Genomic DNA, 25327 nt, shown 5'->3' with positions numbered 1-25327 from the left:
CGAGGGGCGGTTCGGACACGGACAGCAACGCCGAACGACCGTCGTTCGGGAGAGAACCATGTCCAACGCACACCACGCACTGGTCGTCAGAACCGATGGGAAGATCGCCGACGGAATCGTCGAACTCGCCGTCGAACTGGCCGGCGACGGACTCCCACCAGGGTTCGAGCCGACCATCGAGGTCGTCGCGGCCGACCAGCAGGAGACGTTCCCGGCCGAGACAGCCAGGCACACGGCCTCGACTGCACTGCACGTCCGGGAGCTCGTCGACGACTCGGTGACCGTCGAGTGGCACACCGTCGAGGCCGAGACGCCTGCCGACGCGCTGGAGACGACGGCGACGGCCGAGGAACCCGGCATCGTCGTGGTGTCCGACGACCTCGGCGCCGCGGTCGCCGAGAGCGTGTTCGAGGCCACCGGCGCGACCGTCGTCCTCGCCCCGAACGACTGGCGACTCGACCGCGTCGAGACGGTCCTCGGCGCGGTCGGGACCGGCCCCTACGGAGGAAGCGTCGCCGAGACCGTCGGCGCGCTCGCGCACATCGCAGCGGCGGACGCGGAACTGGCCCACGTCGGCGACGAGGACGGCCTCCTCGACGCGGCGGCGGCCTGCGTGGACGACGTCCCCCTCGAGACCCGGCTGCTGTCGGGGACGGTCCACGAGGCGCTCTCCGATGCCGCATCGGACGCGGACGCCCTGGTCATCGGGGGGCCGAGTCACGACCACCTCCGCCAGCTCGCGTTCGGGTCGACCAGCCGGCGGCTCCGCGAGGAGTCGGACACGCTCACGCTGACCGTCTGGGCGGCCGACGACAGCCTCCGGGGTGACCACTGATGTACGTCATCGTCGTGGGTGCGGGCGACATCGGCTGGCCGCTCGTCGACATGGCGACAGGCGCCGGCCACGAGGTCGTCGTCGTGGACGCCGACGAGCAGACCGCGTCCGAGGTCGCCCGCGAGTTCGACTGCCTCGCCATCAACGACGACGCGACCGAGGCAGACACGCTCGAAGAGGCGGGGGCACGCCGGGCCGACGCCATCATCTCCACGGCGGAGTCCGACGCCACCAACATCATGGTGATGCTGCTCGCCGAGGAGTACGACGTCCCCTCGCGTGTCTCGGTCGTCCACAACACGGACCACATGTCACTGTTCCGGCGGTCCGGCGCGAACGTGGTCGAGAACCCCCAGAAGCTCATCTCGGAGCACCTCTTCCGGGCCGTCCAGCGCCCCTCGGTCTCGGACTGGATGCACCTCGCGGACGACGCCGAGGTGTTCGAGGTGCGAGTGGACGAGGAGGCCCCCATCGCCGGCCGTCGGCTCTCGGAGGCCGACGAGTCCGGGCTGCTCGCCCCCGACGTGCTGGTCGTCGCCATCGAGCGTGATGGCGGCGTCGTCACGCCGAAGGGCGGGACGACCATCCGGGCGGGAGACTCCGTGGCCGTGTTCTCGGAGCGTGGCTTCGCCGACGACGTACTGGAGACGTTCGGGGCAGAAGATCAGATCGCGACGGGCCACGCGGGCCTACTGTAACGGCGTCGAGAGGTCTGCCGCCCGCGAGCGCGCCTTCTCGACCACGGCGGGCCGTGCCTCGAAGTCGACGAGCACGTCGTCGTCGCCGTAGTTCACCTCCTCGACGTTCGCGTTGTCGTGGATCCACGAGACGACGCTCATCGTGTCGTCGGTCATCGGGAGGACGAGGCGCTCGCGCTCCCAGTCCGGGAGCTCGTCGACGATGCGCTCGCGCAGCTGGTCGACGTTGAGGGCCTCCTGGCCGGAGACGGCAACCGGGTTCGGCGCGAGCGCGGAGAGCGCCTCGCGCTTCTCCGCGAGTTCCTCGTCGTCGACCGAGTCGATCTTGTTCAGCACCGTGACGATGGGTGCCTCGTTGCGCTCGTACAGCGTGTCGTGGCTGGTGACGAGCTTCTCGCGGATCTCCTCGATGGGCTCGGAGACGTCCACGACGAGGAGGACGAGGTCGGCGCGGTACACCGAATCCAGCGTGGACTTGAACGACTCGACCAGCCAGTGGGGCAGGTCCGAGATGAACCCGACCGTGTCGGTCAGCAACACGTCGCGGGTGTCGAGGTCCATCCGGCGGGTGGTCGTCCCGAGCGTGGTGAACAGCCGGTCCTCGGACTCGGCGGTCGCGTCGAGGTCCGGGTGGAGGTCCTCGTTCTCGTCCACGTCGAGGTCGGCCGCCATCTGGCGCATCAGCGTCGACTTGCCGGCGTTGGTGTAGCCGGCGAGGGCGACGAGGTCGAAGCCGGCCTCGTGGCGGCGCTCGCGGCGCTTCTCCTCGGTCTGCTCGATGCGTTTCAGCTCGTCCCGGATGCGGCTGATCTGGTCTTTGATGTCCTGCTCGCGGCTCTCGTCGTACTCACCCAGGCCCATGAAGCCGGGGTGCTCGTCGCGCTTGGCGAGGCTGGTCTTCGCCTCGGCGCGCGGGAGTTCGTACCTGAGTTCGGCGAGTTCGACCTGGAGCTGTGCCTTCCGGGTCTGGGCACGCTGGCCGAATATCTCCAGGATGAGCGTGAAGCGGTCCATCACCTCACAGCCCTCGGGGAGCTTCTGGCCCAGGTTGTACGTCTGGTAGGGGCCGAGGCGGTTGTCGAAGATGACGACCGCGGCGTCCTCGCGGTGGGCGCACTCGGCGAGTTCGTCCGCCTTCCCCTCTCCGAACTGCAGGCCGGGGTCGGCCTTCCGGGACTGTGTCAGTTCACCGACTACCTCGTAGCCGGCGGCTCGTGCGAGTTCTCGGATCTCCGTGACGTCGGCGGTACCTGAATCGACGCGTTTCGCGATGAGTGCCTTCATGAGACGTATCCGGCGTTGTGACTACTGTATCTCCGGCTGCAGGTCGCTCCGACCGGGCGCCATCCCGGCCGGCGGGCGGTCTCAGCCTCGCCGGGCCTGCACCTCTGTTGGTCGTCGTGCTGTCATACTCGCACATTGCCGCCCCGTCCTCTTGAATCTCTTGTTGCGCGTTCCATCTTCGTGATATGTTTGCTGGCGAGGGGGCGGGCCAGTCGGGGACGGTGGCGGTGACGGCGGTAGAACGCCCCAAAAGACTTATCAGAAAGCGGCATACCTCTATGTGTATGATTCCGCTGGAGCTGAATCCGCAACAACTCGGCCTCGAGTTCGGTTCGGGTGCCGTCATCGGTGGCATCATCGGATTCGCTGCGAAGAAGATAGCCAAGATCATCGCGGTCCTGGTCGGGCTGGAGCTGGCACTGTTCAAGTTCCTCGAATCGAAGGGCTACATCACCGTCAAGTGGGACGAGCTGTCCGGGGGCATCCTCGGGGCCGCCCAGAACACCCAGGACATCCAGGCCGGCTGGATCGAGCCCATCCTCTCGACGCTCTCGGTCGGCGCGGGCTTCACCGGCGGCTTCCTCGTCGGCTTCAAGAAAGGGTAGTTCTTCAGGCTCCCGGCGACTCTTCTTTCGGCGTGAACGGCCCGATAGAGGCCGACAGGCGGGCGATGGTGGCGATGCGCAACACGTAGGCGAACAGCACCGCGAAGGGCGCGAACCCGAGTGCCAGCGCCGCGGCCACCACCACCAGCAGGGCGGTCCCCGCGACCGGCGGCCCCGTCGACAGCGCGTACGCCAGCACGACCAGCGCCATCGCCAGCAGCGACGGCGCACCGACGTAGAGCAACAGCCGGGAGAGCCGCGCGAGTTCCTGGTGGACGTACAGCGTCTTCAGGTACTGTCTCGTCACGCCGACGGCCCGGAGCAGCCCGCGTACGTCCTCGAGCGTCGAGCGCGCTGACTCCGAGAGCGCGTCAGCATGTGCCTCGCGGAGGTGACGCGCCGACCGCATGTTCTGGGAGTAGTTGTCCATCATGACGGCCGAGAGCACGTCGAACGTCTCGGCGCCGCGCTCGTCGAGTTTCTCGTCGACGCCGTCGGCGTAGTCCTCGATGTCGGACGCGAACTCGGTGACCGCGTCGTCGACGTCCTCGTCGTCGGACTCGGCGATACCCGACTCCAGGTTCTCGGCCCGGTCCTGCAGGGTGTCGACGACCAGCCGGGTGAACTCGGCCGGGTCGGTCGGCGGCGCGCTCACGTCGCTCCGGTCCTCGATGCGCTCCCGGAAGTCGATAGAGCCGTCCATCTTCTCGGCGATCTCCCCCGGCGACCCGAGCACGCGCGAGAGGACGAGCTGGTTGATGGAGAGGACGACGCTCACGATGGTGAACACGCCCGTGATGGTCGCCCCGAAGACCGGAATCACCGCACTCCCCTTCGCCGTCCCGATGATTCCGAGGACCCCCAGTGCGAGGACGAGGCCGAAGACGAGGAGGACGAAGGCCCCCGCGACCAGTCGGCGGTCGGCTTCGAGGAGGACCGAGTGGCGCAGCCCCTGCCACGAGGACGGTGCCGTCGAGTCGGCGGCGCCAGCGGGGTCGGTGACGGGGTCGTCGCGTTCGGCGTCGCTGTCGTCGCTGGTTTCCATGTGGTCGAACGGTCGCCCCGTGGGTCCTTACAGTGCGGGCCAAATCACCGCCGGAGGAACAGCTGGTGGGGCGTCGAGCCGCCGAGACCCCGACCGTTACCGCGTGCTCAGGTCGTCCTCGTCCTTGATGATGCGCGTCTCGGCCTCCCCGCTGGTCATGTCGTTGACCATGTCGTAGAAGTCGTTCTGCATCCCGGCCGGGAAGGTGACGACGCCGACCCACGAGCCGTCGTTCTGCCACTCCTCGCGCTCGAGGTCGCCGTAGTTGCGGACCTTCGCCTGCGTGCTGCCCGCGTAGTCGGCGGGGACGTGGACCGCGATGGTCACCTCGTCGAACCGGATGGGGATGACCGGGCGGAGCGCGTCGAGGGCGTCGTCGACCTGGCTCTCGACCGGCTCCATCGGGTCGACCTGGAAGCCCGCCTGCTCCAGCGCGGACTCGATGCGGTCCGGCGGGTGCGGGGCGTTGTCCATCTGCGGGTTGACCGCGTTCCGGGCGATCTTCTGGATGAGCTGTTTGCGCTTCTGTTCTTGCATCTCGCGGCGCTGCTCGGCCGTGATCTGTATCTCCCCGCGCTTGATGACCTCGGGGATGATCGCCATCGGGTCTGTCGTCTCGAAGACCTTCTCGAGGTCGTCCTCGGCGGGTCGGTCCCCGCGCGAGGCGTCCTCGAACACGTCCTCGGCCGCGATGACGTCCTCGAGGTCGCCCTCGAACTCGCCGCGCTTGATGGCCAGCGCGGCGTCAGGGTCCACGAGGACCTCGAAGCGTGCGCCGTGGCTCTCCAGTCGCGCCGTCACCGCTTCGTCAAGTGAAATCATACGCGAAACTTACGCGGTGTGGTTAAAAAGGTGTTTCCCGAACCGGGGGCGGTGGGGTTACTCCTCGGTCGACTCGTCGGCAGATTCGTCGGCGTCCTCGCTCTCCTCGGGCGCGAGCAGGTCGAGGTCGTCGAGGTACTCCTCGACCTCCTCGTCGGTGAGCGAGACGAAGCGCTCGGACTCCACGTCGACCGTGGCCATCCCGAGGCTCTCGGGGCGGAGGCCCTCCTCGTTCACCTCGCCGAGTGCGCGCAGGGCGAGTTCGATGCCGCCGTCGAGGTCGGCAGCGTCGTCGTAGTTCGTCTCGAGGTAGTCCTGTATCTCGCCGCGGTCGGCGCCGACGGCCAGCGCCTTCCACTCGTAGGGCGTGCCCGACGGGTCGGTCTCGAACAGGCGCGGTTCGCCGTTCTCGATGCCGCCGATGATGAGCGCGACGCCGAAGGGGCGGGCGCCACCGACCTGCGTGTACTGCTGGATGTGGTCGGTGACGTCCTTCGTCAGCGTCTCGACGCCGATGGGCTCGCCGTAACGCAGCTGATTGACCTGCGAGTCACGGCGCGCGAAGTCGATGAGCTGGCGGGCGTCGGCGACGTGGCCCGCGCTGGCGATGCCGATGTGGTCGTCGGCCTTGTGGATCTTCTCGACGCTCGACCGTTCCATCAGCGGCGAGCGGATGCGCTTGTCCACACAGAGGACGACCCCCTCGTTCGTTCGGACGCCGATGCTGGCGGTCCCTCGCTTCACCGCTTCGCGAGCGTACTCGACCTGGTAGAGGCGACCGTCCGGGGAGAAGATGGTGATACCCCGGTCGTACGCCTGTTGTGACGCTTGTCCCTGCATTGTAGATCACTCGAAATCGAGGTGCGTCGCGCCGATGTACTCGCCGTCGACCCGCACGTCGAGAACGGATTCTCGCTCGATAGCGGCCCGGTCGTCGTGCTCGAACGCGACGGTTCTCTGTCTCGCACCTTCCGACGGGCGTCCTAAATACTTTTCTTCACAGGCCCGTATCGTGCCCGAGATTCCCCGGACGTGGAGGCCGCAGTCGGCCCCGTTGATGCGGGCGATGCAGGCGATGGCGGCCCGGGCCGGCTCGGTGTGGCCGTGGCGCACGCGGACGATGGCCTCGCCGGCGCCGTCCTCGAAGTGGAACTGGATGACGGTGAGGTCGGCGTCGGCACTGCCCACGTCGCCGACGAGGTTCTGGGCGGCGTACCACAGCTCGCGCTGGAAGTCGCCGCGGGCGAACGACGCGTCGGGCGTCGACTCGATGCCGACGGCGAGGTAGCGCCGCTTCGGCCGGAGATGCTTCGGGAGGTGCTTCATCGACTTATGGGGCTCATTCGTCCACGGCCACGCGCTCGCCGACGAGGACGCCGACCTGGTCGTGGACCGGTTCGACCGCGGTCAGGACGAAGCCGGCGTCGGTGAAGGCGTCGGCGAGGTGGCCGACCGTCGAGGGGTCGTCGACCTCCGGCGAGTAGAACGGCTCGTCGGGGTCGGGCTCGCCGAAGAACATCACGTCGCCGAGGACGAACTTGCGGGGGCCGAGGTCGGCGATGGCCTGGATGGCCTCGCGCTTCTCCTCGTCGGAGAGGTGATGCATGGCGAAGTTCGAGACGACGACGTCGACGTCTCCCTCGAAGTTCGGTTCCCGGAAGGTGCCCTCGCCGAACTCGGTGTTGTCGAGTCCAGCCTCGGCGGCCTTCTCGCGGGCCTGTTCCAGCATGCCCTCGCTGATGTCGCGGCCGACGACTCTGCCGGCGTGCTCGGCGAGCGCGAGGCCGATGGCACCGGTGCCACAGCCGAGGTCGAGGACGGTGTCCTCGGCTGTCAGGTCCTCCTTCGCGTGGTCGAGGACGAACGAGACGCAGGCCTTGTACTCGTCCGTCTGGTTGACCTCGTCGTCGTAGCGACCGGCCATCTCGTCGAAGCGGGCGGCGTGTTCCTCAATCGGTCTCTTCATAGCGACCTCTACGCACGCCGGGTTCGATGAAAGCGTCGGAGTCGCGCTCGCGGTTCCGCGACGCGAGCCGACCCCACTCGCGCAGCCCCTCGGCGATCTGCTCGCGGTCGAAACCGATGGTCTCCCCGACCGCGAGCAGTTCGCGGGCGGCCCGCAACTGGAGGTGCGAGGACGGGTCGCCACTGACGACGTAGGGCACGTCGTACTTCTCGACGAGTTCGCGCAACTTGCGCAGCGACTGGAGGCTCTGGACGCGCTGGCCGCCCGTCTGCCGGAGCACGTGGTGCAGGTTGAACTCGACGCGGACACCGTTCTCGGCGGCCGCCTTCGCGAGGACGTGGTTGAAGTCCCCCTGCCCACGCATCGGGTGGGCAAGCACGTCGATGCGGGGCTGCTCGACCGCGAAGCGGTTCAGGGACTTCGAGCCGCCGTGTAGCAGCAAGAGCGTGTACTGGCGGCGGTAGTTGCCCACGTACCCCGACGCCTGGTTCTGGTCGTCGGCGCGGACCTCGAGGCCGCGGACCACGTCGATGCCGTACTCCTCGGCGATGCGCTCGGCGTCGTACTCGGCGCGAGCATCCCCGTGGTTGCGGACCACGATGCCGTCGTACCCGTACTCGGCGGCGGTGTGTGCGAACCGGGCGACTGTCGTCTCACCGTCGGGGTGGGCGTGGACGGCCTCGTACATAGAACGTGCTCCCGCCAGCAGGCACCTTACGCTTCCGATTCGGTCACCCGGGGCGCTCGACTCACTGCTCGCGCAGCGATTCGAGCGTGTCGCGGGCGTTCTCGACCGCGGCCGCCTTCTTGGCGGGGTAGGCCTCGACCTTCGCCCGGAAGGTGATGCCCTCACCGAGGGCGGTCTCGCCGGCGAAGGCGGCCTGCTTGTCGAGCCGCATGAACAGTTCGCAGTTCTCGGTCACCCGGTCGTCGAGTTCGCCGATGACGGACTCGATGTCCGCCAGTTCCGCCACCTTCGCGAGCACGTGGCGAACGTCGTCGGCGTTCTCGACCCGTGCCGAGAGCACGACGATGCGGTCGCCGTGGTGCCCCTCGTTGACCATGCGCTCGATCTCGTAGTCCTCGGGGAGGTAGTAGCGCAGTGCCTCCTCGACGCGTTTCTCGTCCTCGGTCGCGTAGCAGAACGCGCGCAGGTCGACGTAGTGGAACGGAACCTTCGGCATCTGAGAAGTGGATTACTCTTCGTCGTCTTCGTCGGCGGCGGCCTCGAGCTGGTCCTCCGGGATGCCCTGCTCCTGGCCGTCCTCGAACTGGATGGTGTACGTGGCGTCGCCGAACATGGTCTCCATGACCTGTGTGATCTTGCCGGTCTGGCCGTCGTACTCGCTGTGCTTGTCGTGCAGGACGACGCGGTCGTCTTCCTCGAAGCTCATACCTCGGCGTACCCACGGACCGATTAAAAAGGGACTGATTCGCGCCCGGCCCCGGTCGCTGGCGGCTGGTCGTCGTCGTGACGAACCGGCTCAGGCCGGCGCCTCGATGCCGAGTTCGTCGAGCAGCGTCCGTGCCGCCGCGGCGGACGACCCGGGACCGCGGGCGGTCACGAGGTCGCCGTCGACCGTGACGCTGGTGTCGCTGTCGAGTTCGGCGTCCCAGTTCCCGCCCGCGGCGACGACCTCGTCCTCGACCCAGTACGGGAGCTTGCGCCCGTCGGGCATCCGGTCGTACTCGTCGACGATGTCCTGCTCCCACGCGTTCGGGAAGCCGGTCACGTCCCGGCCCTCGACGACGAACTCGCCCGCGTCGTCACGGGTGAACGCGAGGATTCCGACGGCGTGACAGACCACGAGCGCGACCCCGTCGTCACCGGCCACGGCGTCCCGGAGGAGCCGCCGGGCGTCGCTGTCCTGGTTCACGTCCCACTCGGTCCCGTGGCCGCCGGGGAAGACGACCGCCTCGTAATCGGCCGCCTCCTCGCCCGCGACCGGGACCGGGTCGTTCAGTCGGTCGTCCGTCTCGTCGAACTCGCGGTAGTGCTCGGCCGTCTCCTCGCCCACGTCGTCGGGGTCGAGGGAAGCCTCGTCGACGACCGGCGGCTCGCCGGTCGGTGTCGCGACGGTCACGTCCACGCCGGCCTCGTCGAGCGTCGTGAGCGGCTCGATGCATTCTTCGGCCCAGTAGCCCTCCTCGCTGACGACGAACAGTGCGGAAGTCATTGCACCTCGGAATCGGGGCGTCCCGTTCCTAAACCCCGTGCCAACCGTCGGGCGTGCCGGCACCGAAGGGTTCTCCCGTGTCGAAGCGATTTTGCTCCTCGATACGATAGGTCATCACAATGATTCCCCTCGCTATCCGGTCTCTCGCTCGTATCGGTGCCGACCGACCGCCCTCCGTCGGGTCGGCGTGATGCGGGTCGACGACCTCTGGTACCTCGCGGACCAGGCCGACCAGTTCGCCCAGCAGCGGTACCACGACCTGCGCGACCGTCACGACGACCCGATGGAGGTCACCCGGACCCGGTACGTCTCACGCCGGCGCTTTCGCACCCTGGCGGAGCGGACGAACCGGACCGGCGCCCCCTACGGCGCCCACACCATCGTCTACCGGACCGACGGGGCGGTCCTGCTCGTCCGCCACGAGGGCGTCGACCTCTGGGTGCTGCCCGGCGGCGGCATCGACGGGGACGAGAGCTACCGCGAGGCCGCGGCCCGCGAACTCCGGGAGGAGGCCGGCGTCGAGGTGAGCTACGACGGGCTGGCCATCCTCACCCGGCTCCGCATCGTCAGCGGCGAGCAGTCGATGTGCGGCGTCCTCCCGGTGTACGCCGCCCGGGCGAAGACGACCGACCCCGACATCACGGACCCCGACGACGAGATCTCGGCGGCGCGGTGGTTCCACCGCCTGCCCGAGGACACCCGCGACCGTGAGGACCTCCTCGCGTGGCGCGAGCGCAACCTGCCGGAGCTGACCGGGTGACACACCGGGAGTACGTTTTTGTCGGCCGTCCACGAAGTCGACGGTAGGATGACCCTCTTCTGAGTCGGTGGTCGGGCCGCTCCCGGCCACCTCACCGGTCCGCACCGCCCGCCAGCCGCGACGCCGTCGTTCGCTTCGACGGCCCACACACGGCTCACAGAGCCGACTCACCACCCATGCGATACCGACAGGCCACAGCCGACGACCAGCCACGAATCGCCCGCGACCTCCTCGTGCCCGCCTACGAGGCGGCCGAGGAACGCGAACCCGAATACAGCAACCTCACCGACCAGGCCCGCACCGACCCCGACATCAGCTACTGGCTCGAGGAGGACGACCGCGTCCTGTTCGTCGCCGAGACCGACAGCGGTGACCTCGCCGGGAACGTCTCCGGTGCGGTCTCGCCCACGCCGCCCATCTACGACCGGCCACCCGCGGTCTACTGCGACGGCCTCTACGTGAAGCCCGAGTACCGCCGCGCGGGGGTCGCGACCGACCTTCTCGACCGGCTCGTGGCGTGGGGTCGCGAGCGCGACTGCGGGTTCTTCTCGCTCTCGGTCCACGTCGACAACGACGGCGGGAAGGCGTTCTTCGAGGACTACGGGATGACCCAGCAGTACCACTCGATGCGGATGCAGCTCTGAACCGCGTCAGGACTGGGCAGCCTACTCGAAGTCCCCGAACGTCTCCCCGTCCTGCGAGTCCGCCTTCATCCGGCGGATGGCCGCACTCGCCTGGCTCGCGTCGTAGCCGAAGTAGACGTCCTCGGCGTAGGCGTCGGCGACCTCGGTCGCGTGGATGAGACTGTCGATGTCGACGTCGACCGCGTACAGTTCGATAGAGAAGGGCTTCGACAGCGCGTCCTGGAACCCAGACGCGATGACCTCCAGCCAGTACGTCGTCGAGTACGCCATGTCGTAGAGGGGAACGACGAACTCGTCCACGTACTCCGAGAGGGCGTCGAGGTCGAGCCCCGCGCGCTCGTAGAGGTGGCCCGGGTACGGGTCGGGATACAGCGTGAGGTAGGTCTTCCCGGGGATGCGCTCGGTGGCCTCGGCGACGAACTCGGTGATGACGCTGGCGCGCCACGCGAAGCGGTCGTCGTACTCGCTCTCGGCGAAGGCCTCGTTGCAGTGCTCGCAGTAGCAGTACTCCTCGCGTGGGAACCCGACGTCGTCGAGGCGCACGTCCTCGTTCTCGGCCGCGCAGTCCTCGATCATCTCCAGCAGTCCCTCACGGTAGCGCTCGCGGGAGGGACAGATGTAGCCCCAGTCGAAGTACGGGCGCTCCCGCGTGGCCTGCTCACCGTCCTCGGTGACGGGGATGAGTTCCGGTTTCGCCTCACCGGCGGCCGTGTCGCCGAAGCAGGACACCATGTTCACCGCCTCGGCGACGGGTTCGACCGCCCGCCCGGTCACGTCCTTGACCTCGTAGAACGCCCGGTCGAACTCCGACCAGTCGAGTTCCGGTTCGTTGCGCGTGACGACGCCGTACATACCCGTGGCTGGGGAACCTGTAGGGGTACGTGTTTCGAAAAATGCGGGAACCAGTCGCGTGGCGGGTCTACTCTTCGACGTCGTAGTCGACCTCGACGGCGGTGCCGGATCCACCGGCGACCATCTTGTACACGAGGACGGCTGCGACCAGGGCAAGTACGAGTTTGAACTTCTTCGACATGGTAATTGGTTCGTCCGGTGACTATTTAGTCCTTTCTGGAGCAGGTTCCTTCCCTGGGGTGGTGTACTGTAACGAAACCGTGAACGAACCCACCCTGCTCGGCGGAACGTGTCAGTTGGTGGTGATGTGTGAGGCGATGTCCTCGCGGACGATGGTCTCGCAGTAGCTACAGCGCACGCCGTCACGGAGCACCTGGAACTCGGTGTCGACCGGCTCCTGGGCGTTCGTGATGCAGTTGTGGTTCGGACACGCGAGTACGCCCGAGACGGAGTCCGGACGCGAGACGCGGTGCTTCTCGACGACCTCGTAGTCGCGGACGATGTTGATGGTCGCGTCGGGCGCGATGAGCGAGAGCACGTCGACCTCGTCCTGGCTCAGCTCGCGGCCCTCGACCTTGACGACGTCCTTGGTCGCGAGCGTCCCCGACGGCACGTTCATCCCGATGGAGACCTGCTCACCACTCGTCCCATCGATACCGAGGATGGCCAGCACGTTCAGCGCCTGGCCGCCGCGGACGTGGTCGATGACGGTACCGTTGCGGATCTTCGAGACGCGGAGTTCCTTGTCGGTGTCGCTCATCGGTCTCCCTCCAGCAGCAGGTCGAGCAGTGCCATGCGGACGGGCACCCCGTTGTGGGCCTGTTCGAAGTAGTTCGCGTACGCGGTGTCGTCGATGTCGGCCGCGATCTCGTCGACCCTGGGCAGCGGGTGCATCACCGACAGGTCGTCCGAGGCCTCCTCCAGCGTCTCGGCGTCGATCTGGTACTCGCCGGCCACCTGCTGGTACTCGTTCTCGTCGGGGAAGCGCTCGCGCTGGATGCGCGTGACGTACAGCACGTCGAGTTCGGGCAGGATGGCGTCGAGTTCCGTGTGCTCGCGGACGTTCGCGCCCGCCTCGTGCAGGTCGAAGCGGACCGACCGCGGTAGCTTGAGCGACTCGGGCGCGATGAAGTGCTGGTTCGCGTCGAAGTTCGTCAGCGCGTTCGCCAGCGAGTGGACGGTGCGCCCGTACTTCAGGTCGCCCATGATGCCGATGGTCAGGTCGTCCAGCCCGGCGTTCTCGCGGATGGTGTAGAGGTCGAGCAGTGTCTGTGTCGGGTGGTGGCCCGCGCCGTCGCCGGCGTTGACCAGCGGCACCTCGACGAACTCGCTCGCCATCTTCGCCGCCCCCATCAGCGGGTGCCGGAGCACGAGCGCGTCGGCGTAGCCCTCGACGACGCGCATCGTGTCGGCCAGCGATTCGCCCTTCTTGACCGACGAGGACTCGACGGGGCCCATGTCGACCACGTCGCCGCCGAGTCGTTTCATCGCCGCCTCGAAGCTCATCTTCGTCCGGGTGCTCGGCTCGAAGAAGCACAGCCCGAGGAGCTTCCCGGCGTGGCGCTCGCCGAACGCCGCCGGGTTCTCGTCGACCTCGGCGGCGTGGTCGAGCACCGTCTCGATGTCCGCCCGCGAGAGCTGTTTCGCGGTGAGCAGGTGGTCGTGACGCATCAGGTTGATGACCTCGGCCACACACCTTCAACCTCACTGTTCGCGGTCGGTCGCGTCTCCGAGGACCTCCAGCAGCCGCCGGGCGTCGCGGACCTTCTCGTCGATGCGGTAGCAGTGGGACTTGACCGTCCCCACGTCGATGCCGAGCCGCCCGGCGATGTCGGCCTGCGTGAATCCCTGCTCACGGAGGGTCTGGACCGCCCCCTGCTGGTGGGAGAGACCGGCGCGGACGAGGGTGGCGACCCGCAGGGACGGGAGTACCAGGGGTGCGAGCGAGGTGGCCGTGTCGTCCGAGACGGTCTCCGGGGCAACGTCCCCGGCGTGGGTCGCGTGCACTGCCCGGACGGCGGCCGCAAGCTCGTCGGACAGGTCGAATCGGTCGGTCAGCCCGTCCCAGGTCGCATCGTCGACCCAGACGACGGTCACCAGCCCGGCGGCCCCCGTGACCGGTTCGGGAACCGTCTGTGCGTCGAGGTCGGCTCCGTACGCAGGAACGTCGGGGTTCGAGCCGGTGTAGTAGACGTGGATGGCGTCTGCCCCCTCGTGGAGGTCGTCGTGGATCCGGTCGAGGGCGGTGCCGAGTGCATCGCTGGCAACGTCGTGTCGGTCCGCGACCTCGTCGACCAGCGTCGCCGGTACTGGGCCAGACCTGGCTGTCATAGCTGCTGAGACGACCCCGGCGAGCAAGTAGTTTACGTATATTGTAAACCATCGCTCGGCGACCGTTCAAGTACCATGGCGCGGCCAGAGTCCCCATGCTCGCCATCGCCGGCGGCAAGGGCGGCGTCGGGAAGACCACCACGACGCTCGCGCTGGCCGCCACGCTCGGAGACAGCCGTCGCCCCGTCCGGGTCGTCGACGCCGACTGCGACATGCCCGACCTGCACACGCTGGCGGGGTGCGACCGGAAGCCGACCCTGGCCACGGTCGGGGACCCTGCCGCCCCGGCCGACAGCCCGGTTCCCGCCTACCCCGGGGTCCGCCTGGTCGGAGCGCCGACTCCCGGCGCAGGGACCAGTACCGACGTCGTCGCCGCCCTGCGGGCCCTCGCCGACGGCGACCGCCTGCCCACACTGGTCGACACGCCCGGTGGCGCCGGCCCGCCGGCGGTCGAGCCACTCCGGGCCGTCGACGCCGTTGTCCTCGTGAGCGACAGCACGCCCCAGTCGCTGCTGGACGCCGCGAAGACCGCCGCGATGGCGCGCCAGCTCGACGCGACGGTCGCCGGTGTCGTCCTCACTCGCACCCGCGACGCACCCGAGGGCGTGCCCGACCTCCTCGGCGCACCGGTGCTCGCGACCGTCCCGCCGGCGAGCCAACCGCTGGAGTGTGCCGGGGTCTGGCGGGCCTACGAGACCGCGGCCCGGGAGTTGGGTACGCAAACAATTATTTAGGTGGCGGCTGCTAACCGAGACGTAGATGGCTGGGCGGCTTGAGACTGGTATCGACGTGCTCGACCGGAAGCTCAACGGTGGTCTCCCACCGGGGGCGATCGTGGCGTTCACCGTGGACCCTGCGAGTCAATCCGAGCTTCTGCTGTACGAGCTGACCGCCGCCCGCGGCACCCTCTACCTGACGACCGAGCGTTCCGACCAGGCGGTCCGGGACGCCATCGAGAACACCAACGCGCCCGTCGGGAGCCCGACGGTCCGGGACATCTCGGGGTCGGAACCGCTCGACCAGGCCAACCGCCTCATCCGGGCGCTGCCGGAGGGTGCCAACCTCATCATCGACACCGCCGACGTGCTCGAACGCGGCGACCGCAACCGCTACCGGAGCTTCATGACCGAGCTCCAGACCCACATGGTCAACACGGGCTCCATCGCCTTCCTGCACTGCCTGAACGGCCACCACATCCCGACGAACCGGGACACCACGAAGCATATGGCAGACGTGGTGTTCGACCTCACCACGCAGGTCCGCGGGACCGAACTGGAGAACCGTCTCTCGGTGCCGAAGTTCCGCGGCGGCCAGGCGCTCACCGAGACGGTCAAGCTCGAACTCGCGGACCAGGTCGCCATCGACACCTCGCGCGACATCGCATAGCGAGTCCGGCGACCGACCCTGCCTCAGGCAGTGCGCTTTTGCGGGTTCGACCGATACTACCGCGAGAGACATTCATGCATGGGGGCCGCCGGGAAACACCAGTAGTCCAAATCAGAACAAATTACATGGAGGGTACTGAACAGGTGGGTAACGCGCAATCGGACGTCGCGACGACGCCTACTCTACCATGACTGAAACATACGATGTGGTTATCGCCGGTGCGGGCCCCGCGGGCGGGCAGGCGGCACGAGACCTCGCCTCGCGAGGGTACGACGTGGTCGTACTCGAGACCGAGGCCGAGGACGAGTTCCCGAGCAGGAGCAACAAGTCGACCGCGGGGACGTTCCCCTCCACCATGGCCGCGTTCGGCATCCCCGACGAGGTCGTGATGAACTTCACTGACGACGTGGTGCTCGAGTCCCCCAACCACCACTACCGGCGCCACCAGCCCGGCGCCGTCCTCGAGTTCGCCGACTTCAAGAACTGGCTGGTCGACGAGGCCGTGGCCGACGGCGCCGAGTACTGGTTCGACGCCCGCGTCTCCAGGCCCATCACCGAGGGCGGGGACATCGTGGGCGTGCAGTACAACGGCGACGAGGAGGTCTACGCCGACATCGTCATCGACGCCACCGGCCCGGCCGCCCCTCTCGCGAAGAAGCTCGACGTCTGCAACCTCAAGCGCGAGAAGCAGGCCATCGGCATCGAGTTCGAGTACGAGGGCATCGACGTCGACGCCGAGGGCTACGCCGACCTCACCGACGCGATGATGCTCCGGCTCGACCACGACATCGCCCCCGGCGGCTACTCGTGGATCTTCCACACGGGCGAAGACACCGCGAAGGTCGGTGTCTGCTACCTCCAGAACGAGAGCCACCGCCAGAACTCGAAGTCGGGCTACACCATCGACGACTACCTCCAGTACTGGGTCGACACCGACCCGCGCTTCGACGACGCCATCCGCAAGGAGGGCATCCAGCACCGCGGCTCCGCGCACATCCAGCTCCCGGACCGGATGAGCACGGACAACTTCATGGCCATCGGCGACACCGTCCCGACGGTCGACCCGCTCTGGGGCGAGGGCATCGACAAGTGCATGCGCTCGGGCCGGGTCGCCGCCGCGACCGCCGACCGGGTGCTCACCCACAGCGAGCGCGACACCTCCGCCTCGGAACTCGCCATCTACGACCAGCTCTGGCACGAGCGCGTCGCGCCGAAGGTCAAGACCCGGCTGTTCATGACCGAGATGCTGTACCGCGTCTCCAACGAGCGCTACGACGAGCTGATGCGGGACCTCCACAGCATGCCAGCCGACAAACTGGAGTCCGCCAACAAGGGCGACCTCCTCGGGATGCTCCGCATGATGAAACTGGAGGACCTCACGACGCTCGCGCGGACCGCGAAGGACTGGTACAGGAACTAGTTCCGACGACTTCGTTCTCTCTCTCTCGACTTCCTCACGAGCGACAGCGCCCGGTCGGTGTCGCTCGCGGCGCGAGTGCTGTCGCTATGTGACGGTGAAAACGGAGAGAAGGTCGGCGACTTACTCCTCGTCGAGGTCGGCTTCGATGTCCTCGGCGTCGATGTCGGCCTCCGCGAGGGCCTCCTCGATGTCGGCCGCGTCGGCACCGCCGGCGCCGCCGGCGCCGCCCATCATGCCACCCATGCCACCCATCATGCCGCCCATGCCACCGTCGATGGTCTCCTGGACGATGACACGGTCGATGTCGAGGTGCTGCATGAGCTGCTGTGCGACCTGCTGCTTGCCGAACATCCACTGCTGGTTCATCTGCAGCTGCGGGTCGGACTCGATGTAGAGCGTCTCCTTCTCGACCGTCTGGGTCTCGAACTCGGGCTCTGCGTCCTCGTCGTCCTCGTCGGACTCGACGCGGACCTCCTCCTCGACCTCGTCGGTCTCGAACCACATGTCGAGGTCGACGTCGAAGAACATGTGCATCAGGCCCTGGGCCTTCTCGACGCTGTCCTCGACGACCTCGGCGATCTCGTAGTCGTACTCGAGGTCCTCACCCGCGAGCGGGTGGTTGAAGTCGACGCGGGCGCGGCCACCGATGATGGTGTTGATGAAGCCCTGCTCGCCGTCGATCTGGACCTGTGCGCCGGGGCGGCGGGAGTCCTCGGGGATCTTCTCCGCGCTGACGGTGCGGACCTGGGAGTCGTCGTACTCGCCGAAGGCCTCGGCGGCGGGGATGGTGACGTGACCGGAGTCACCGACCTCCTTGCCGCGGAGCTCGTCCTCGACAGCGGCGAACATGTGACCCTCGCCCAGCACGATGACGCGGGGCTCGAAGGGACGACCCTCGTCGTCGACGCCCTCCTCCTCGGCGACCTCCGGGTCGGTCGTGTCGACCAGCTGGTCGCTCTCCTTCGTTCGCGCGGTGTACTCGAGCTTGATGAAGTCGCCGTCCTGCAGTCCTGTCGTCTCTGCCTCCTCTGCAGCCTCTTCCTCGGCTGCTGCGTCCTCACTCACTTCGTCCTCAGCGTCGGCCAGTTCGGCCTCTTGGTCATCGGTCATACGTTATCCGTCTCACGGTCAGCATTTAAGAACCACGTTTCTGGCCCAACGGCTACGCTTTTGATGCCCCTCGCTCACGGTACTGGCATGTACGAGGTGGAAGTGAAGGTGGCGGCGGCCCACGGCCCGGTCCGGGAGCGACTGGCCGCACAGGAGGCGGTCCCGGTCGACGCCGTCGTCCAGGAGGACGTGTACTACGACGCGCCCCACCGCGACTTCGCGGAGACCGACGAGGCGCTGCGCATCCGGCGCGAGGCGACCATCGAGGGCGGCCTGGACCAGGACGCCCCGCCCGCCGCGGCGTTCGAGCGCGTCGACCCGGCCGCGTTCGAGGCCAACGTGACGTACAAGGGGCCGCTGGTCGAGGCGGAGTCGAAGACCCGCGAGGAGTTCGAGACGCTGGTCGAAGACGGGGAGACGATGGACGAGATACTCGCGCGACTGGGCTTCGACCCGGCCGCGACGGTCCGCAAGCGCCGCGAACGCTTCGCCCTCGACGGCTACACCGTCACGCTGGACGCGGTCGAGGGCCTCGGCGAGTACGTCGAGTGCGAGGTCGAGACCGACGAGGGGGCGGTCGAGGACGCCCGCGAGGGCGCGTTCGAGGTACTGCGCTCGCTCGGGCTCGACCCCGACGAGCAGATTCGCACGTCGTACCTCGGGCTGTTGCTGGCAGAGGCGGCATCGGAACAGTAAATACGTTCTTTCGACACCATCTACATAGTCGATGGACGTTCCCATCTGGAACCTGACGCGGACGACCTACGGCCGCCGGTTCTACGAGTTCCTCGAGTCGCGCGGCCTGAAGCTCTCGTTGATGCACCTGTACCGGAAGGACCTCGGTGCAGAACCGCCGGGCGAGCCGCCAGCGGGCGTCTCTCTCTCGGTCCACGAGGCGGCGACCGTTCCCGAGTGGCCCGACGAGCAGTTCGAGTCACTGGCGGCGGAGGACCACGTCGTCCTGGCCCGGCTGGGCAAGACGGACGTGGACGACGGCAAGGTCGTCGGCTGGGTGTTCCTCACGACGGACCGCGCCAAGCACGTCGAGCCACTGGAGACGACGGTGCGCTTCGACGGCGTCTACGTCTGGCGGCTGTGGGTCGAACCCGAGTACCGCGAGCGCGGCATCGCCTCCGCGCTGGTCGCCGAGGGCACCCGTTTCGCCCGCGAGGAACTCGGCTGTGCCACCGCGACAGCCTTCATCGCGGTCGACAACCAGCCGTCGAGGTGGGTGTTCGAGTCGAGGGGCTTCACGGAGGCCACGCCGGCCCGCTACGTCGGGCTGTTCGGGTGGGAGCACCGGAGCGAACTCCTGCGGCGCACGTAACCTATATAGTATATAGTCTATTTATTTATATTTCCAGAAGACTTTAGCGGGAGGTTTCACGACGTCTAGCCACAGAATGTCAGACGAAAGCGAGCGGGCCGGCAGCCACCTGCAACGCACACTCGGCCGGAGCGCGAGACGGACCGGGTTCCGGTACGAACCCGGCAACATCCTGTACCGGCTGACGGTCGCCGACTACGTGAGCCTCGTGGCACTGTTCTTCGCGTGGACGGCGTCGCTGTTGTTCCTCTCCGGGGAGTCCAACTACGCGGTCGTCGTGATGTTCGTCGCGTTCCTGTTCGACAAGCTGGACGGCTACCTCGCGCGCCGACTCGACGTGACCTCCTCGCTCGGCAGACAGGTCGACTCCTTCATCGACATCTTCGTCTACCTCGTCACCGCGGCCCTGCTCTTCTACTACGAACTGGCCCCTCGCCTCGTACTCGGCGCGGAGGGCGAGATACTCCGCATCGCGACCAGCGCGGTCGTCGGCTTCTGCGTCCTCGCGTTCGGCGGCCTCCGGCTCATCCGGCACAACAACGAGGGCTTCATCGAGGACGACACGGGGACGAGCCACTACCACGGCATCACCGTCGTCCACGTCAACGCGGTCGTCGTCCTCAACTACCTCCTCGTGCTGTCCGTCGCCCCGCTGGGCCTCTGGAACGGCTGGGCCGCGGCGGCGACGACGATGGTCGTCTGTCCCCTGATGGTCTCGGACTACCGCAGTCCGAAGACCGAGTTCGTCCACTGGGTGGTCGGTGCGGCCTGCGTGGTGGTGTCGGCGGCGGTGCTGTGGGTCGAGTTCGGGCTCAGTCTCGCGGCGCTCGGGCTATGACACGGACGCTGCGGATCGACCCCCACGTCCACACCCGGTTCTCCTACGATGCTTCGGCGTCGGTCGAGGCGGTGCTCGAACACGCCGCCGCGGCCGGCCTCGACGGGCTGGTCGTGACCGACCACGACGCCATCGTGGGGAGCCGACGTGCGGTCGAGCTGGCCCCTGACTTCGGGCTGGTCGCCCTGCCCGGCGTCGAGGTGTCGACCGCCCACGGCCACCTGCTCGCGCTCGGGGTCACCGAGCGCCCGGAACCCCACCGCCCGCTCGGGGAGACGATGGACGCCATCCGCGACGCCGGCGGGGTCGCGGTCGTCCCGCACCCGTTCCGCCTGACCAGTCACGGGGTCCGCCGGAGCCACCTTGCCGACCCGGACGCGGTCGAGATCTTCAACGCCTGTACCCTGCTCTCGTACCGGAACCGGCAGGCCGCGGCCTACGCCGACCGGAACGGCCTCCCCGGCGTCGGCAGCAGCGACGCCCACACGCCGAGTGCGGTCGGTGACGGCTTCACCACGGTCGAGGTGGCGGACTCGGGCCACCGGACCGACGTGGACCCGGTGGCCATCCTCGACGCCATCCGCGCCGGCCGGACCACGGCCCACGGCCAGCGCGCCTCCCTGCTGCGCTACCTGAACAAGTACGCGGTCAACGCCTGGCTGGCGGCCGCGAGGCGGTGAGGATGCTCGGCGACTGGCTGCCCGACGGGCCGGTGTTCACCTCGCGGGCGAACCGCCGCAAGGCACTGCTGTCGGCGGTGGTGCTCGTCGGGGGCACGGTGCTCGCGGCGTGGCTGGTGGTGCAGGTGGAGCCCCGGGTGACCGACCAGTCGTGGCTCGCGGCCCAGTTCGCGCGGTTCGACCGGCTGGCCCCGGTCGTCTTCGTCGCCATCCAGACCGTCCAGGTGATACTCGCGCCCATCCCCGGGCAGACCCTCGGCGGCGTCGGCGGGTTCCTCTTCGGCTGGGTCGCCGGCACCGCCTACTCCATCCTCGGGGTGGCCATCGGGAGCCACGTCGTGTTTCTGTTCGCGCGGGCGTACGGCCGCCCCGCGGTCGAGGACTGGGTCACCGCCGACGTGCTCGACGGCTTCGACGACTTCGTCGACGACCACGGCGAACTCGGGCTCTTCCTCGCGTTCCTCTTCCCCGCGTTCCCCGACGACGCGCTCTGTTTCATCGCCGGCCTCTCGCCGGTCTCCGGCCGACGGTTCCTCCTGCTGGTGGTCGTCGGCCGCCTCCCGTCGTTCCTCGCGGTCGCCTACGCGGGCGACAGCCTCGCCACCGGCGACCCGTGGGAGTTCGCCGCCATCGTGGCGGTGCTCGGGGTCGGCTCGCTGGTGGCGTATCTCCGGCGCGACGCGCTGGTCGGACTGGTCGGGCGCGTGTCGGACACCTGACGCGCTCTATTACCGTCGAGAATATTCTGTCGCGGGGCCTTTTCCGCAAGTTATAGAAACTGGGGTGGTCAACTCCGGGTAATGACAGAGCGCAATATTCGCGTCGAGCCCATCGACAGGCTCGCGGTCGAAGACCAGGAGGTCGAGATCGTCGAGCGAAAGGGCATCGGCCACCCCGACTCTATCTGTGACGGTATCGCCGAGGCGGTCTCGCAGGCACTCGCACGAACCTACCTCGACCGCGTCGGACAGGTCCTCCACTACAACACCGACGAGACCCAGCTGGTCGCCGGCAGCGCCGCACCGGCCTTCGGCGGCGGCGAGGTCATCGAACCAATCTACCTGCTCATCGTCGGTCGTGCCACCAAGCACTACGTCGACGAGTCGGGCGAGGAGTACCACATCCCCGCGGAGACGGTCGCCCTGAAGGCCGCCCGCGAGTACCTCGGTGAGCACTTCCCGGAACTGGAGTTCGGCACCGACATCGTCGTCGACGTGAAGCTCGGCGAGGGCTCGGGCGACCTCCAGACCGTCTTCGGCGAGGACGGCGCCGCCGTCCCGATGGCCAACGACACCTCCTTCGGCGTCGGCCACGCGCCCAAGAGCGAGACCGAGCAGATCGTCCTCGAGGCCGAGCGTCGCCTCAACGGCGAGTACCACGACGAGAACCCGGCCATCGGTCAGGACGTGAAGATCATGGGCAAACGCGAGGGCGACCACATCGACATCACGGTCGCCGCCGCCATCGTCGACCGGTACGTCGAGGGCATGGACGACTACATCGACGAGGTGGAGTCCATCCGCGACTACGTCACCGAGGTCGCCCACGAGCACACCGACCGCGAGGTCGAGGTCCACGTCAACACCGCCGACGACTACGAGGAGGGCGCCATCTACCTCACGACGACCGGGACCTCCGCCGAGCAGGGTGACGACGGCTCCGTCGGCCGCGGGAACCGCGCCAACGGCCTCATCACGCCGAACCGCTCCATGTCGATGGAGGCGACCTCCGGCAAGAACCCGGTCAACCACATCGGGAAGATCTACAACCTCCTCAGCACCGACATCGCCGAGAGCGTCGTCGCCGAGGTCGACGGCATCCGCGACCTGCGCATCCGCCTGCTCTCCCAGATCGGCCGCCCCATCGACCAGCCCCACGTCGCAGACGCCCACGTCGTCACCGAGGAGGGCGTCGACCTCGCGGACATCGAGGCGGACGTGACGGCCATCATCGACCGCCAGCTCGCCGACGTGACCGACATCACCCGTCGCGTCATCGACGGCGAACTGACCACCTTCTGAGGCTCGACGGGGAGGCGCGGCGCTCCCCGGTCAGGCGCGCCACGCGAGCACCGCAACCGACTCCCTCTGCGGGTCGACGACCGCGACCCGGCACCGGACAGTGGTGGTCGTCCCCGACTCCGCACTGAGCGTCACGGTTCCCTCCTGTGTTCGGCCCGTCTCGCGCGTTCGTTCGACCAGCCGGGTCAGTCCGGCACCGAGCGCGGGAACGGTGAGCGCGAGCAAGGTGTCGCGCGAGTGTCGAACCAGCGTCAGGAACTCGTTGTTCGCCCCGACGATGGACTCGCCCTCGACGAGCATCGCGCCCGTCTCGTGGGCATGTAACACGCGCTCGGCGACGGTCTCCTCGCTCACTGCCACGTAGTCGGTCATGTCGCTGATGACGCAGACGTGTCCCCCACCGTCCATGTGGGCCATCGAGAGGTCCTTCGGGAAGCGAGAGCCGTCGCTGCGGACCCCGGTCACGCTCCCGCGCCAGGTCCCGACCGACGAGAGCTCAGGCATGATCTCTTCGCTGAACACCGCGACCTCCTCGTCGGTCGAGAGCACCTCCCACGTCTCCCCGAGCAACTCCGCCACCTCGTACCCGTGCATGGCGGCGTACGCCTCGTTCATGTAGACGTACCGCCCCTCGTCGTCGAGGATGGCGATGCCCTCGCGGGCCGCCTCGATGGCCTGCACGCGGAGGCGGAGCGCCTCCTCGGCCCGGCGCTTGTCGATGAGGTTCTTGACGCGGTTCGCGAGCAGCGCCAGCTGGTCGATGCCGCCCTTCTGGAGGTAGTCGCTGACACCGGCGGAGATGGCCTCGCTGGCGATCTCCTCGGAGCCCTTGCCGGTGAAGAGCACGAACGGGAGCCCGGCGTCGCGCTCGCGGACGACCGACAGGAAGGCGAGACCGTCCATACCGGGCATGTCGTAGTCGCTCACGACGCAGTCTATCTCGCGGTCGTCGATGATGGTGCGTCCCTCGTCGCCGCTCGTGGCCGTGACGACCTCGGCGTCCTCGTACTCCCGCTCGAGGTACGCGGCCGTGGCCTCGGCCATCTCCGGCTGGTCGTCGACGACGAGGATGGTGGGTGTTCGGCCGTCGTCACCGACGGGACCGAGGGTGCCGACGCTGGTCTCGGCGCGGCCGCTGACGAGGTCGCCGTCTCCGGAGGGCTGCGGGACGGGGTCCTGCGCGGGCATCGGTCAGTACACCCTTGGCCCCCGGTCAGTATGACCCTTTTCGAGGACCTATCAGGCCTGCTAGAGGAGAACGCTGCCTCCCTCGCGGTGTCCGGGGTATCCGACGGTCGTTTAAACTTCGATGCGGTACTCCCGGCCATGCATCCCCCGGGGGCCGGGACGGTCGTCGTGCGCCACGGCGACCTCAACGTGAAGAGCACGGGCGTCCAGCGACGCATGGAGCGCCGCCTCGTCGAGAACGTCGAGGCGTTGCTCGCGGCCGCGGGCGTCGACGCGACCGTCGAGCAGCCCTGGTCGCGCATCCTCGTCAGGACGGACGAGGCACAGGTCGAGGCCGCGACCGAGGCCGCCGCGAAGGCCTTCGGCGTCGTCTCCGCCAGCCCGGCCCTGTCGGTCCCGTCCGAGCGCGAGGCCATCACCGAGGCACTGGTCGCGACCGCCCGGGCGCACTACGACGGCGGGACGTTCGCGGTGAACGCCCGCCGGTCCGAGAAGTCCCTGCCATTCGACAGCGAGGACGCCCAGCGCTGGGGCGGGCAGGCCATCTGGGAGGCGGTCGAGGACGACTTCGAGCCCGCGGTCGACCTCGACGACCCGGACCTGACCTTCCACGTCGAGATCCGCGGCGACGAGACGTTCGTCTTCCTCGAACACGTCGACGGCCCCGGCGGCCTCCCGCTCGGGACGCAGGCACCCATGGTCGCGCTGGTCAGCGGCGGCATCGACTCGCCGGTGGCCGCCTTCGAACTCATGCGCCGCGGGAGTCCCGTCGTGCCGGTGTACGTCGATTTGGGAGACTACGGCGGTCCGGACCACGAGGCCCGGGCGGTCGAGACGGTGCGCACCCTGGCCGAGTACGCGCCCAACTTCGACCTCACACTGTGGAAGGTTCCAGCAGGGGACGTGGTCGCCGCCCTCGTGGACGCGGTCGAGACCGGACGCATGCTCGTCTTCCGGCGGTTCCTCTACGTGGTCGGCGAGCTCATCGCCGGCGAGACCGCGGCCGCGGGCGTCGTCACCGGCGAGGCGCTGGGCCAGAAGTCCAGCCAGACCGGCCAGAACTTCGCGGTCACCTCGCAGGCCATCGACCTGCCGGTCCACCGCCCGCTGCTCACGTGGGACAAGGCCGACATCGTCGAGGCGGCCCGCGACATCGGGACGTTCCACGACTCGACCATCCCCGCGGGCTGCAACCGGATGGTGCCGGCCCAGCCCGAGACCCACGGGTCGGTCGCCGCGGTCGCGGCCGCCGAACCCGACGACCTGCGAGAGCGTGCCCGCGAGGCGGTCGAACGCGCCGAGCGCGTCTCCTTCTGAGCGAAATCCACAAACCCCCCG

31 protein-coding genes are annotated in these 25327 nt (G+C 68.2%); 15 read left to right on the top strand and 16 right to left on the bottom strand.

Annotated features, from left to right (window positions below; all coding sequences use genetic code 11):
- The first annotated feature begins 58 nt into the window (after window positions 1-58).
- Both NOV86_RS03030 and NOV86_RS03025 read left to right on the top strand, forming a co-directional pair.
- Complete coding sequence (locus NOV86_RS03030; protein ID WP_267639751.1) at window positions 59-835, top strand: universal stress protein; 777 nt, start codon at window positions 59-61, stop codon at window positions 833-835.
- Complete coding sequence (locus tag NOV86_RS03025) at window positions 835-1533, top strand: potassium channel family protein (RefSeq protein WP_267639750.1); 699 nt, start codon at window positions 835-837, stop codon at window positions 1531-1533. Before NOV86_RS03030 ends, NOV86_RS03025 begins: the two co-directional genes overlap by 1 nt.
- Here the strand turns inward: NOV86_RS03025 and hflX are convergent.
- Window positions 1525-2817 (bottom strand): GTPase HflX, encoded by a 1293-nt coding sequence (gene hflX / locus NOV86_RS03020; RefSeq protein ID WP_267639749.1) that lies wholly within the window; start codon window positions 2815-2817, stop codon window positions 1525-1527. The two genes, NOV86_RS03025 and hflX, sit on opposite strands and share 9 nt — an antisense overlap.
- Before the next feature lie 284 nt (window positions 2818-3101).
- Between hflX and NOV86_RS03015 the strand changes: the two genes are divergently transcribed.
- Window positions 3102-3422, top strand: coding sequence for an FUN14 domain-containing protein (locus NOV86_RS03015; protein WP_267639748.1), 321 nt, complete (start codon window positions 3102-3104; stop codon window positions 3420-3422).
- A 4-nt stretch (window positions 3423-3426) separates the two neighbouring features.
- Here NOV86_RS03015 and NOV86_RS03010 read toward each other — a convergent pair whose 3' ends face one another.
- From NOV86_RS03010 to NOV86_RS02970, 9 genes are all read right to left on the bottom strand, one after another.
- On the bottom strand, window positions 3427-4467 hold the full coding sequence (locus tag NOV86_RS03010; protein WP_267639747.1) for a DUF7972 family membrane protein: 1041 nt from the start codon (window positions 4465-4467) through the stop codon (window positions 3427-3429).
- A gap of 96 nt (window positions 4468-4563) precedes the next feature.
- Window positions 4564-5289, bottom strand: coding sequence for a ribosome assembly factor SBDS (locus tag NOV86_RS03005; RefSeq protein ID WP_267639746.1), 726 nt, complete (start codon window positions 5287-5289; stop codon window positions 4564-4566).
- A gap of 57 nt (window positions 5290-5346) precedes the next feature.
- A complete protein-coding gene (gene psmA, locus NOV86_RS03000) occupies window positions 5347-6129 on the bottom strand; it encodes an archaeal proteasome endopeptidase complex subunit alpha (RefSeq protein ID WP_267639745.1) in 783 nt (260 codons plus the stop codon).
- 6 nt (window positions 6130-6135) lie between these two features.
- On the bottom strand, window positions 6136-6615 hold the full coding sequence (locus NOV86_RS02995; RefSeq protein WP_267639744.1) for an Rpp14/Pop5 family protein: 480 nt from the start codon (window positions 6613-6615) through the stop codon (window positions 6136-6138).
- Between the two features lie 13 nt (window positions 6616-6628).
- Window positions 6629-7255 (bottom strand): class I SAM-dependent methyltransferase, encoded by a 627-nt coding sequence (locus NOV86_RS02990; protein ID WP_267639743.1) that lies wholly within the window; start codon window positions 7253-7255, stop codon window positions 6629-6631.
- Window positions 7239-7943, bottom strand: a complete 705-nt coding sequence (locus NOV86_RS02985) for an RNase P subunit p30 family protein (RefSeq protein ID WP_267639742.1) — start codon at window positions 7941-7943, stop codon at window positions 7239-7241. The genes NOV86_RS02990 and NOV86_RS02985 overlap by 17 nt, the downstream gene beginning before the upstream one ends.
- A 61-nt stretch (window positions 7944-8004) precedes the next feature.
- The gene (locus NOV86_RS02980) at window positions 8005-8439 is read right to left on the bottom strand and encodes an RNA-binding protein (protein WP_267639741.1); all 435 of its coding nucleotides are present in this window, start codon (window positions 8437-8439) and stop codon (window positions 8005-8007) included.
- 12 nt (window positions 8440-8451) lie between these two features.
- Window positions 8452-8649, bottom strand: a complete 198-nt coding sequence (locus NOV86_RS02975; protein ID WP_267639740.1) for a DUF1918 domain-containing protein — start codon at window positions 8647-8649, stop codon at window positions 8452-8454.
- Window positions 8650-8739: 90 nt separating this feature from the next.
- On the bottom strand, window positions 8740-9432 hold the full coding sequence (locus tag NOV86_RS02970; RefSeq protein ID WP_267639739.1) for a type 1 glutamine amidotransferase domain-containing protein: 693 nt from the start codon (window positions 9430-9432) through the stop codon (window positions 8740-8742).
- Between the two features lie 190 nt (window positions 9433-9622).
- Here NOV86_RS02970 and NOV86_RS02965 point away from each other — a divergent pair, with 190 nt between their 5' ends.
- Together NOV86_RS02965 and NOV86_RS02960 are read left to right on the top strand one after the other, a co-directional pair.
- Window positions 9623-10192: an NUDIX hydrolase gene (locus NOV86_RS02965; RefSeq protein WP_303647470.1), complete on the top strand. Its 570-nt coding sequence runs from the start codon at window positions 9623-9625 to the stop codon at window positions 10190-10192.
- A gap of 176 nt (window positions 10193-10368) precedes the next feature.
- On the top strand, window positions 10369-10836 hold the full coding sequence (locus NOV86_RS02960; RefSeq protein ID WP_267639737.1) for a GNAT family N-acetyltransferase: 468 nt from the start codon (window positions 10369-10371) through the stop codon (window positions 10834-10836).
- 21 nt (window positions 10837-10857) lie between these two features.
- Here the strand turns inward: NOV86_RS02960 and NOV86_RS02955 are convergent, their stop codons facing one another.
- From NOV86_RS02955 to NOV86_RS02940, 4 genes are all read right to left on the bottom strand, one after another.
- Complete coding sequence (locus tag NOV86_RS02955; protein ID WP_267639736.1) at window positions 10858-11688, bottom strand: hypothetical protein; 831 nt, start codon at window positions 11686-11688, stop codon at window positions 10858-10860.
- A gap of 292 nt (window positions 11689-11980) precedes the next feature.
- Window positions 11981-12448: an aspartate carbamoyltransferase regulatory subunit gene (pyrI, locus tag NOV86_RS02950; RefSeq protein ID WP_267639735.1), complete on the bottom strand. Its 468-nt coding sequence runs from the start codon at window positions 12446-12448 to the stop codon at window positions 11981-11983.
- Window positions 12445-13359, bottom strand: coding sequence for an aspartate carbamoyltransferase (gene pyrB / locus NOV86_RS02945; RefSeq protein WP_267641698.1), 915 nt, complete (start codon window positions 13357-13359; stop codon window positions 12445-12447). The genes pyrI and pyrB overlap by 4 nt, the downstream gene beginning before the upstream one ends.
- A 33-nt stretch (window positions 13360-13392) precedes the next feature.
- A complete protein-coding gene (locus tag NOV86_RS02940) occupies window positions 13393-14019 on the bottom strand; it encodes a DUF8048 family protein (protein ID WP_267639734.1) in 627 nt (208 codons plus the stop codon).
- 95 nt (window positions 14020-14114) lie between these two features.
- Between NOV86_RS02940 and NOV86_RS02935 the strand changes: the two genes are divergently transcribed.
- From NOV86_RS02935 to NOV86_RS02925, 3 genes are all read left to right on the top strand, one after another.
- Window positions 14115-14753, top strand: a complete 639-nt coding sequence (locus NOV86_RS02935) for a MinD/ParA family ATP-binding protein (protein WP_267639733.1) — start codon at window positions 14115-14117, stop codon at window positions 14751-14753.
- Between the two features lie 25 nt (window positions 14754-14778).
- Window positions 14779-15405 carry an RAD55 family ATPase gene (locus NOV86_RS02930; RefSeq protein WP_261651498.1) on the top strand — a complete coding sequence of 209 codons (627 nt, stop codon included), beginning with the start codon at window positions 14779-14781 and terminating at the stop codon, window positions 15403-15405.
- Window positions 15406-15592: 187 nt separating this feature from the next.
- On the top strand, window positions 15593-16825 hold the full coding sequence (locus NOV86_RS02925) for a digeranylgeranylglycerophospholipid reductase (RefSeq protein ID WP_267639732.1): 1233 nt from the start codon (window positions 15593-15595) through the stop codon (window positions 16823-16825).
- Between the two features lie 120 nt (window positions 16826-16945).
- Here NOV86_RS02925 and NOV86_RS02920 read toward each other — a convergent pair whose 3' ends face one another.
- On the bottom strand, window positions 16946-17935 hold the full coding sequence (locus NOV86_RS02920) for an FKBP-type peptidyl-prolyl cis-trans isomerase (protein WP_267639731.1): 990 nt from the start codon (window positions 17933-17935) through the stop codon (window positions 16946-16948).
- Between the two features lie 87 nt (window positions 17936-18022).
- Here NOV86_RS02920 and cyaB point away from each other — a divergent pair, with 87 nt between their 5' ends.
- The 6 genes from cyaB (at window position 18023) to NOV86_RS02890 (ending at window position 22801) form a co-directional block, all read left to right on the top strand.
- Window positions 18023-18631 (top strand): class IV adenylate cyclase, encoded by a 609-nt coding sequence (gene cyaB / locus NOV86_RS02915; RefSeq protein WP_267639730.1) that lies wholly within the window; start codon window positions 18023-18025, stop codon window positions 18629-18631.
- A 31-nt stretch (window positions 18632-18662) separates the two neighbouring features.
- A complete protein-coding gene (locus tag NOV86_RS02910) occupies window positions 18663-19262 on the top strand; it encodes a GNAT family N-acetyltransferase (protein ID WP_267639729.1) in 600 nt (199 codons plus the stop codon).
- 76 nt (window positions 19263-19338) lie between these two features.
- Window positions 19339-20100, top strand: a complete 762-nt coding sequence (locus NOV86_RS02905; RefSeq protein WP_267639728.1) for a CDP-alcohol phosphatidyltransferase family protein — start codon at window positions 19339-19341, stop codon at window positions 20098-20100.
- Entirely contained in the window at window positions 20097-20780 is a 684-nt protein-coding gene (locus NOV86_RS02900; RefSeq protein WP_267639727.1) for a CehA/McbA family metallohydrolase, read from the top strand. Before NOV86_RS02905 ends, NOV86_RS02900 begins: the two co-directional genes overlap by 4 nt.
- Before the next feature lie 2 nt (window positions 20781-20782).
- Window positions 20783-21499 (top strand): TVP38/TMEM64 family protein, encoded by a 717-nt coding sequence (locus NOV86_RS02895; RefSeq protein WP_267639726.1) that lies wholly within the window; start codon window positions 20783-20785, stop codon window positions 21497-21499.
- 81 nt (window positions 21500-21580) lie between these two features.
- Window positions 21581-22801, top strand: coding sequence for a methionine adenosyltransferase (locus NOV86_RS02890; RefSeq protein ID WP_267639725.1), 1221 nt, complete (start codon window positions 21581-21583; stop codon window positions 22799-22801).
- A gap of 30 nt (window positions 22802-22831) precedes the next feature.
- Here the strand turns inward: NOV86_RS02890 and NOV86_RS02885 are convergent, their stop codons facing one another.
- Entirely contained in the window at window positions 22832-23989 is a 1158-nt protein-coding gene (locus tag NOV86_RS02885; RefSeq protein ID WP_267639724.1) for a PAS domain-containing response regulator, read from the bottom strand.
- A gap of 138 nt (window positions 23990-24127) precedes the next feature.
- Here NOV86_RS02885 and NOV86_RS02880 point away from each other — a divergent pair, with 138 nt between their 5' ends.
- On the top strand, window positions 24128-25306 hold the full coding sequence (locus tag NOV86_RS02880) for a tRNA sulfurtransferase (protein WP_267639723.1): 1179 nt from the start codon (window positions 24128-24130) through the stop codon (window positions 25304-25306).
- Window positions 25307-25327: the final 21 nt, after the last annotated feature.

Source organism: Haloarchaeobius amylolyticus (assembly GCF_026616195.1).
Taxonomy (GTDB): Archaea; Halobacteriota; Halobacteria; order Halobacteriales; family Natrialbaceae; genus Haloarchaeobius; species Haloarchaeobius amylolyticus.
The sequence above is the reverse complement of the archived record's forward strand: the minus strand, read 5'-3'. Positions and strand labels throughout refer to the sequence as shown.

What these genes read in the sequence shown, in the direction of transcription:
- NOV86_RS03030 (WP_267639751.1), top strand. Translation starts at nt 59, where the DNA reads ATGTCCAACGCACACCACGCACTGGTCGTCAGAACCGATGGGAAGATC.
- NOV86_RS02910 (WP_267639729.1), top strand. Translation starts at nt 18,663, where the DNA reads ATGGACGTTCCCATCTGGAACCTGACGCGGACGACCTACGGCCGCCGG.
- psmA (WP_267639745.1), bottom strand. Translation starts at nt 6,129, where the DNA reads ATGCAGGGACAAGCGTCACAACAGGCGTACGACCGGGGTATCACCATC.
- NOV86_RS03010 (WP_267639747.1), bottom strand. Translation starts at nt 4,467, where the DNA reads ATGGAAACCAGCGACGACAGCGACGCCGAACGCGACGACCCCGTCACC.
- NOV86_RS02895 (WP_267639726.1), top strand. Translation starts at nt 20,783, where the DNA reads ATGCTCGGCGACTGGCTGCCCGACGGGCCGGTGTTCACCTCGCGGGCG.
- NOV86_RS03005 (WP_267639746.1), bottom strand. Translation starts at nt 5,289, where the DNA reads ATGATTTCACTTGACGAAGCGGTGACGGCGCGACTGGAGAGCCACGGC.
- NOV86_RS02935 (WP_267639733.1), top strand. Translation starts at nt 14,115, where the DNA reads ATGCTCGCCATCGCCGGCGGCAAGGGCGGCGTCGGGAAGACCACCACG.
- NOV86_RS02890 (WP_267639725.1), top strand. Translation starts at nt 21,581, where the DNA reads ATGACAGAGCGCAATATTCGCGTCGAGCCCATCGACAGGCTCGCGGTC.
- NOV86_RS02900 (WP_267639727.1), top strand. Translation starts at nt 20,097, where the DNA reads ATGACACGGACGCTGCGGATCGACCCCCACGTCCACACCCGGTTCTCC.
- NOV86_RS02980 (WP_267639741.1), bottom strand. Translation starts at nt 8,439, where the DNA reads ATGCCGAAGGTTCCGTTCCACTACGTCGACCTGCGCGCGTTCTGCTAC.
- NOV86_RS02960 (WP_267639737.1), top strand. Translation starts at nt 10,369, where the DNA reads ATGCGATACCGACAGGCCACAGCCGACGACCAGCCACGAATCGCCCGC.
- NOV86_RS02970 (WP_267639739.1), bottom strand. Translation starts at nt 9,432, where the DNA reads ATGACTTCCGCACTGTTCGTCGTCAGCGAGGAGGGCTACTGGGCCGAA.
- NOV86_RS03025 (WP_267639750.1), top strand. Translation starts at nt 835, where the DNA reads ATGTACGTCATCGTCGTGGGTGCGGGCGACATCGGCTGGCCGCTCGTC.
- NOV86_RS02975 (WP_267639740.1), bottom strand. Translation starts at nt 8,649, where the DNA reads ATGAGCTTCGAGGAAGACGACCGCGTCGTCCTGCACGACAAGCACAGC.
- NOV86_RS02925 (WP_267639732.1), top strand. Translation starts at nt 15,593, where the DNA reads ATGACTGAAACATACGATGTGGTTATCGCCGGTGCGGGCCCCGCGGGC.
- NOV86_RS02885 (WP_267639724.1), bottom strand. Translation starts at nt 23,989, where the DNA reads ATGCCCGCGCAGGACCCCGTCCCGCAGCCCTCCGGAGACGGCGACCTC.
- NOV86_RS02990 (WP_267639743.1), bottom strand. Translation starts at nt 7,255, where the DNA reads ATGAAGAGACCGATTGAGGAACACGCCGCCCGCTTCGACGAGATGGCC.
- NOV86_RS02930 (WP_261651498.1), top strand. Translation starts at nt 14,779, where the DNA reads ATGGCTGGGCGGCTTGAGACTGGTATCGACGTGCTCGACCGGAAGCTC.
- pyrB (WP_267641698.1), bottom strand. Translation starts at nt 13,359, where the DNA reads ATGCGTCACGACCACCTGCTCACCGCGAAACAGCTCTCGCGGGCGGAC.
- NOV86_RS02995 (WP_267639744.1), bottom strand. Translation starts at nt 6,615, where the DNA reads ATGAAGCACCTCCCGAAGCATCTCCGGCCGAAGCGGCGCTACCTCGCC.
- NOV86_RS02965 (WP_303647470.1), top strand. Translation starts at nt 9,623, where the DNA reads ATGCGGGTCGACGACCTCTGGTACCTCGCGGACCAGGCCGACCAGTTC.
- cyaB (WP_267639730.1), top strand. Translation starts at nt 18,023, where the DNA reads ATGTACGAGGTGGAAGTGAAGGTGGCGGCGGCCCACGGCCCGGTCCGG.
- NOV86_RS02905 (WP_267639728.1), top strand. Translation starts at nt 19,339, where the DNA reads ATGTCAGACGAAAGCGAGCGGGCCGGCAGCCACCTGCAACGCACACTC.
- NOV86_RS02940 (WP_267639734.1), bottom strand. Translation starts at nt 14,019, where the DNA reads ATGACAGCCAGGTCTGGCCCAGTACCGGCGACGCTGGTCGACGAGGTC.
- NOV86_RS02985 (WP_267639742.1), bottom strand. Translation starts at nt 7,943, where the DNA reads ATGTACGAGGCCGTCCACGCCCACCCCGACGGTGAGACGACAGTCGCC.
- NOV86_RS03015 (WP_267639748.1), top strand. Translation starts at nt 3,102, where the DNA reads ATGATTCCGCTGGAGCTGAATCCGCAACAACTCGGCCTCGAGTTCGGT.
- NOV86_RS02920 (WP_267639731.1), bottom strand. Translation starts at nt 17,935, where the DNA reads ATGACCGATGACCAAGAGGCCGAACTGGCCGACGCTGAGGACGAAGTG.
- NOV86_RS02955 (WP_267639736.1), bottom strand. Translation starts at nt 11,688, where the DNA reads ATGTACGGCGTCGTCACGCGCAACGAACCGGAACTCGACTGGTCGGAG.
- pyrI (WP_267639735.1), bottom strand. Translation starts at nt 12,448, where the DNA reads ATGAGCGACACCGACAAGGAACTCCGCGTCTCGAAGATCCGCAACGGT.
- hflX (WP_267639749.1), bottom strand. Translation starts at nt 2,817, where the DNA reads ATGAAGGCACTCATCGCGAAACGCGTCGATTCAGGTACCGCCGACGTC.
- NOV86_RS02880 (WP_267639723.1), top strand. Translation starts at nt 24,128, where the DNA reads ATGCATCCCCCGGGGGCCGGGACGGTCGTCGTGCGCCACGGCGACCTC.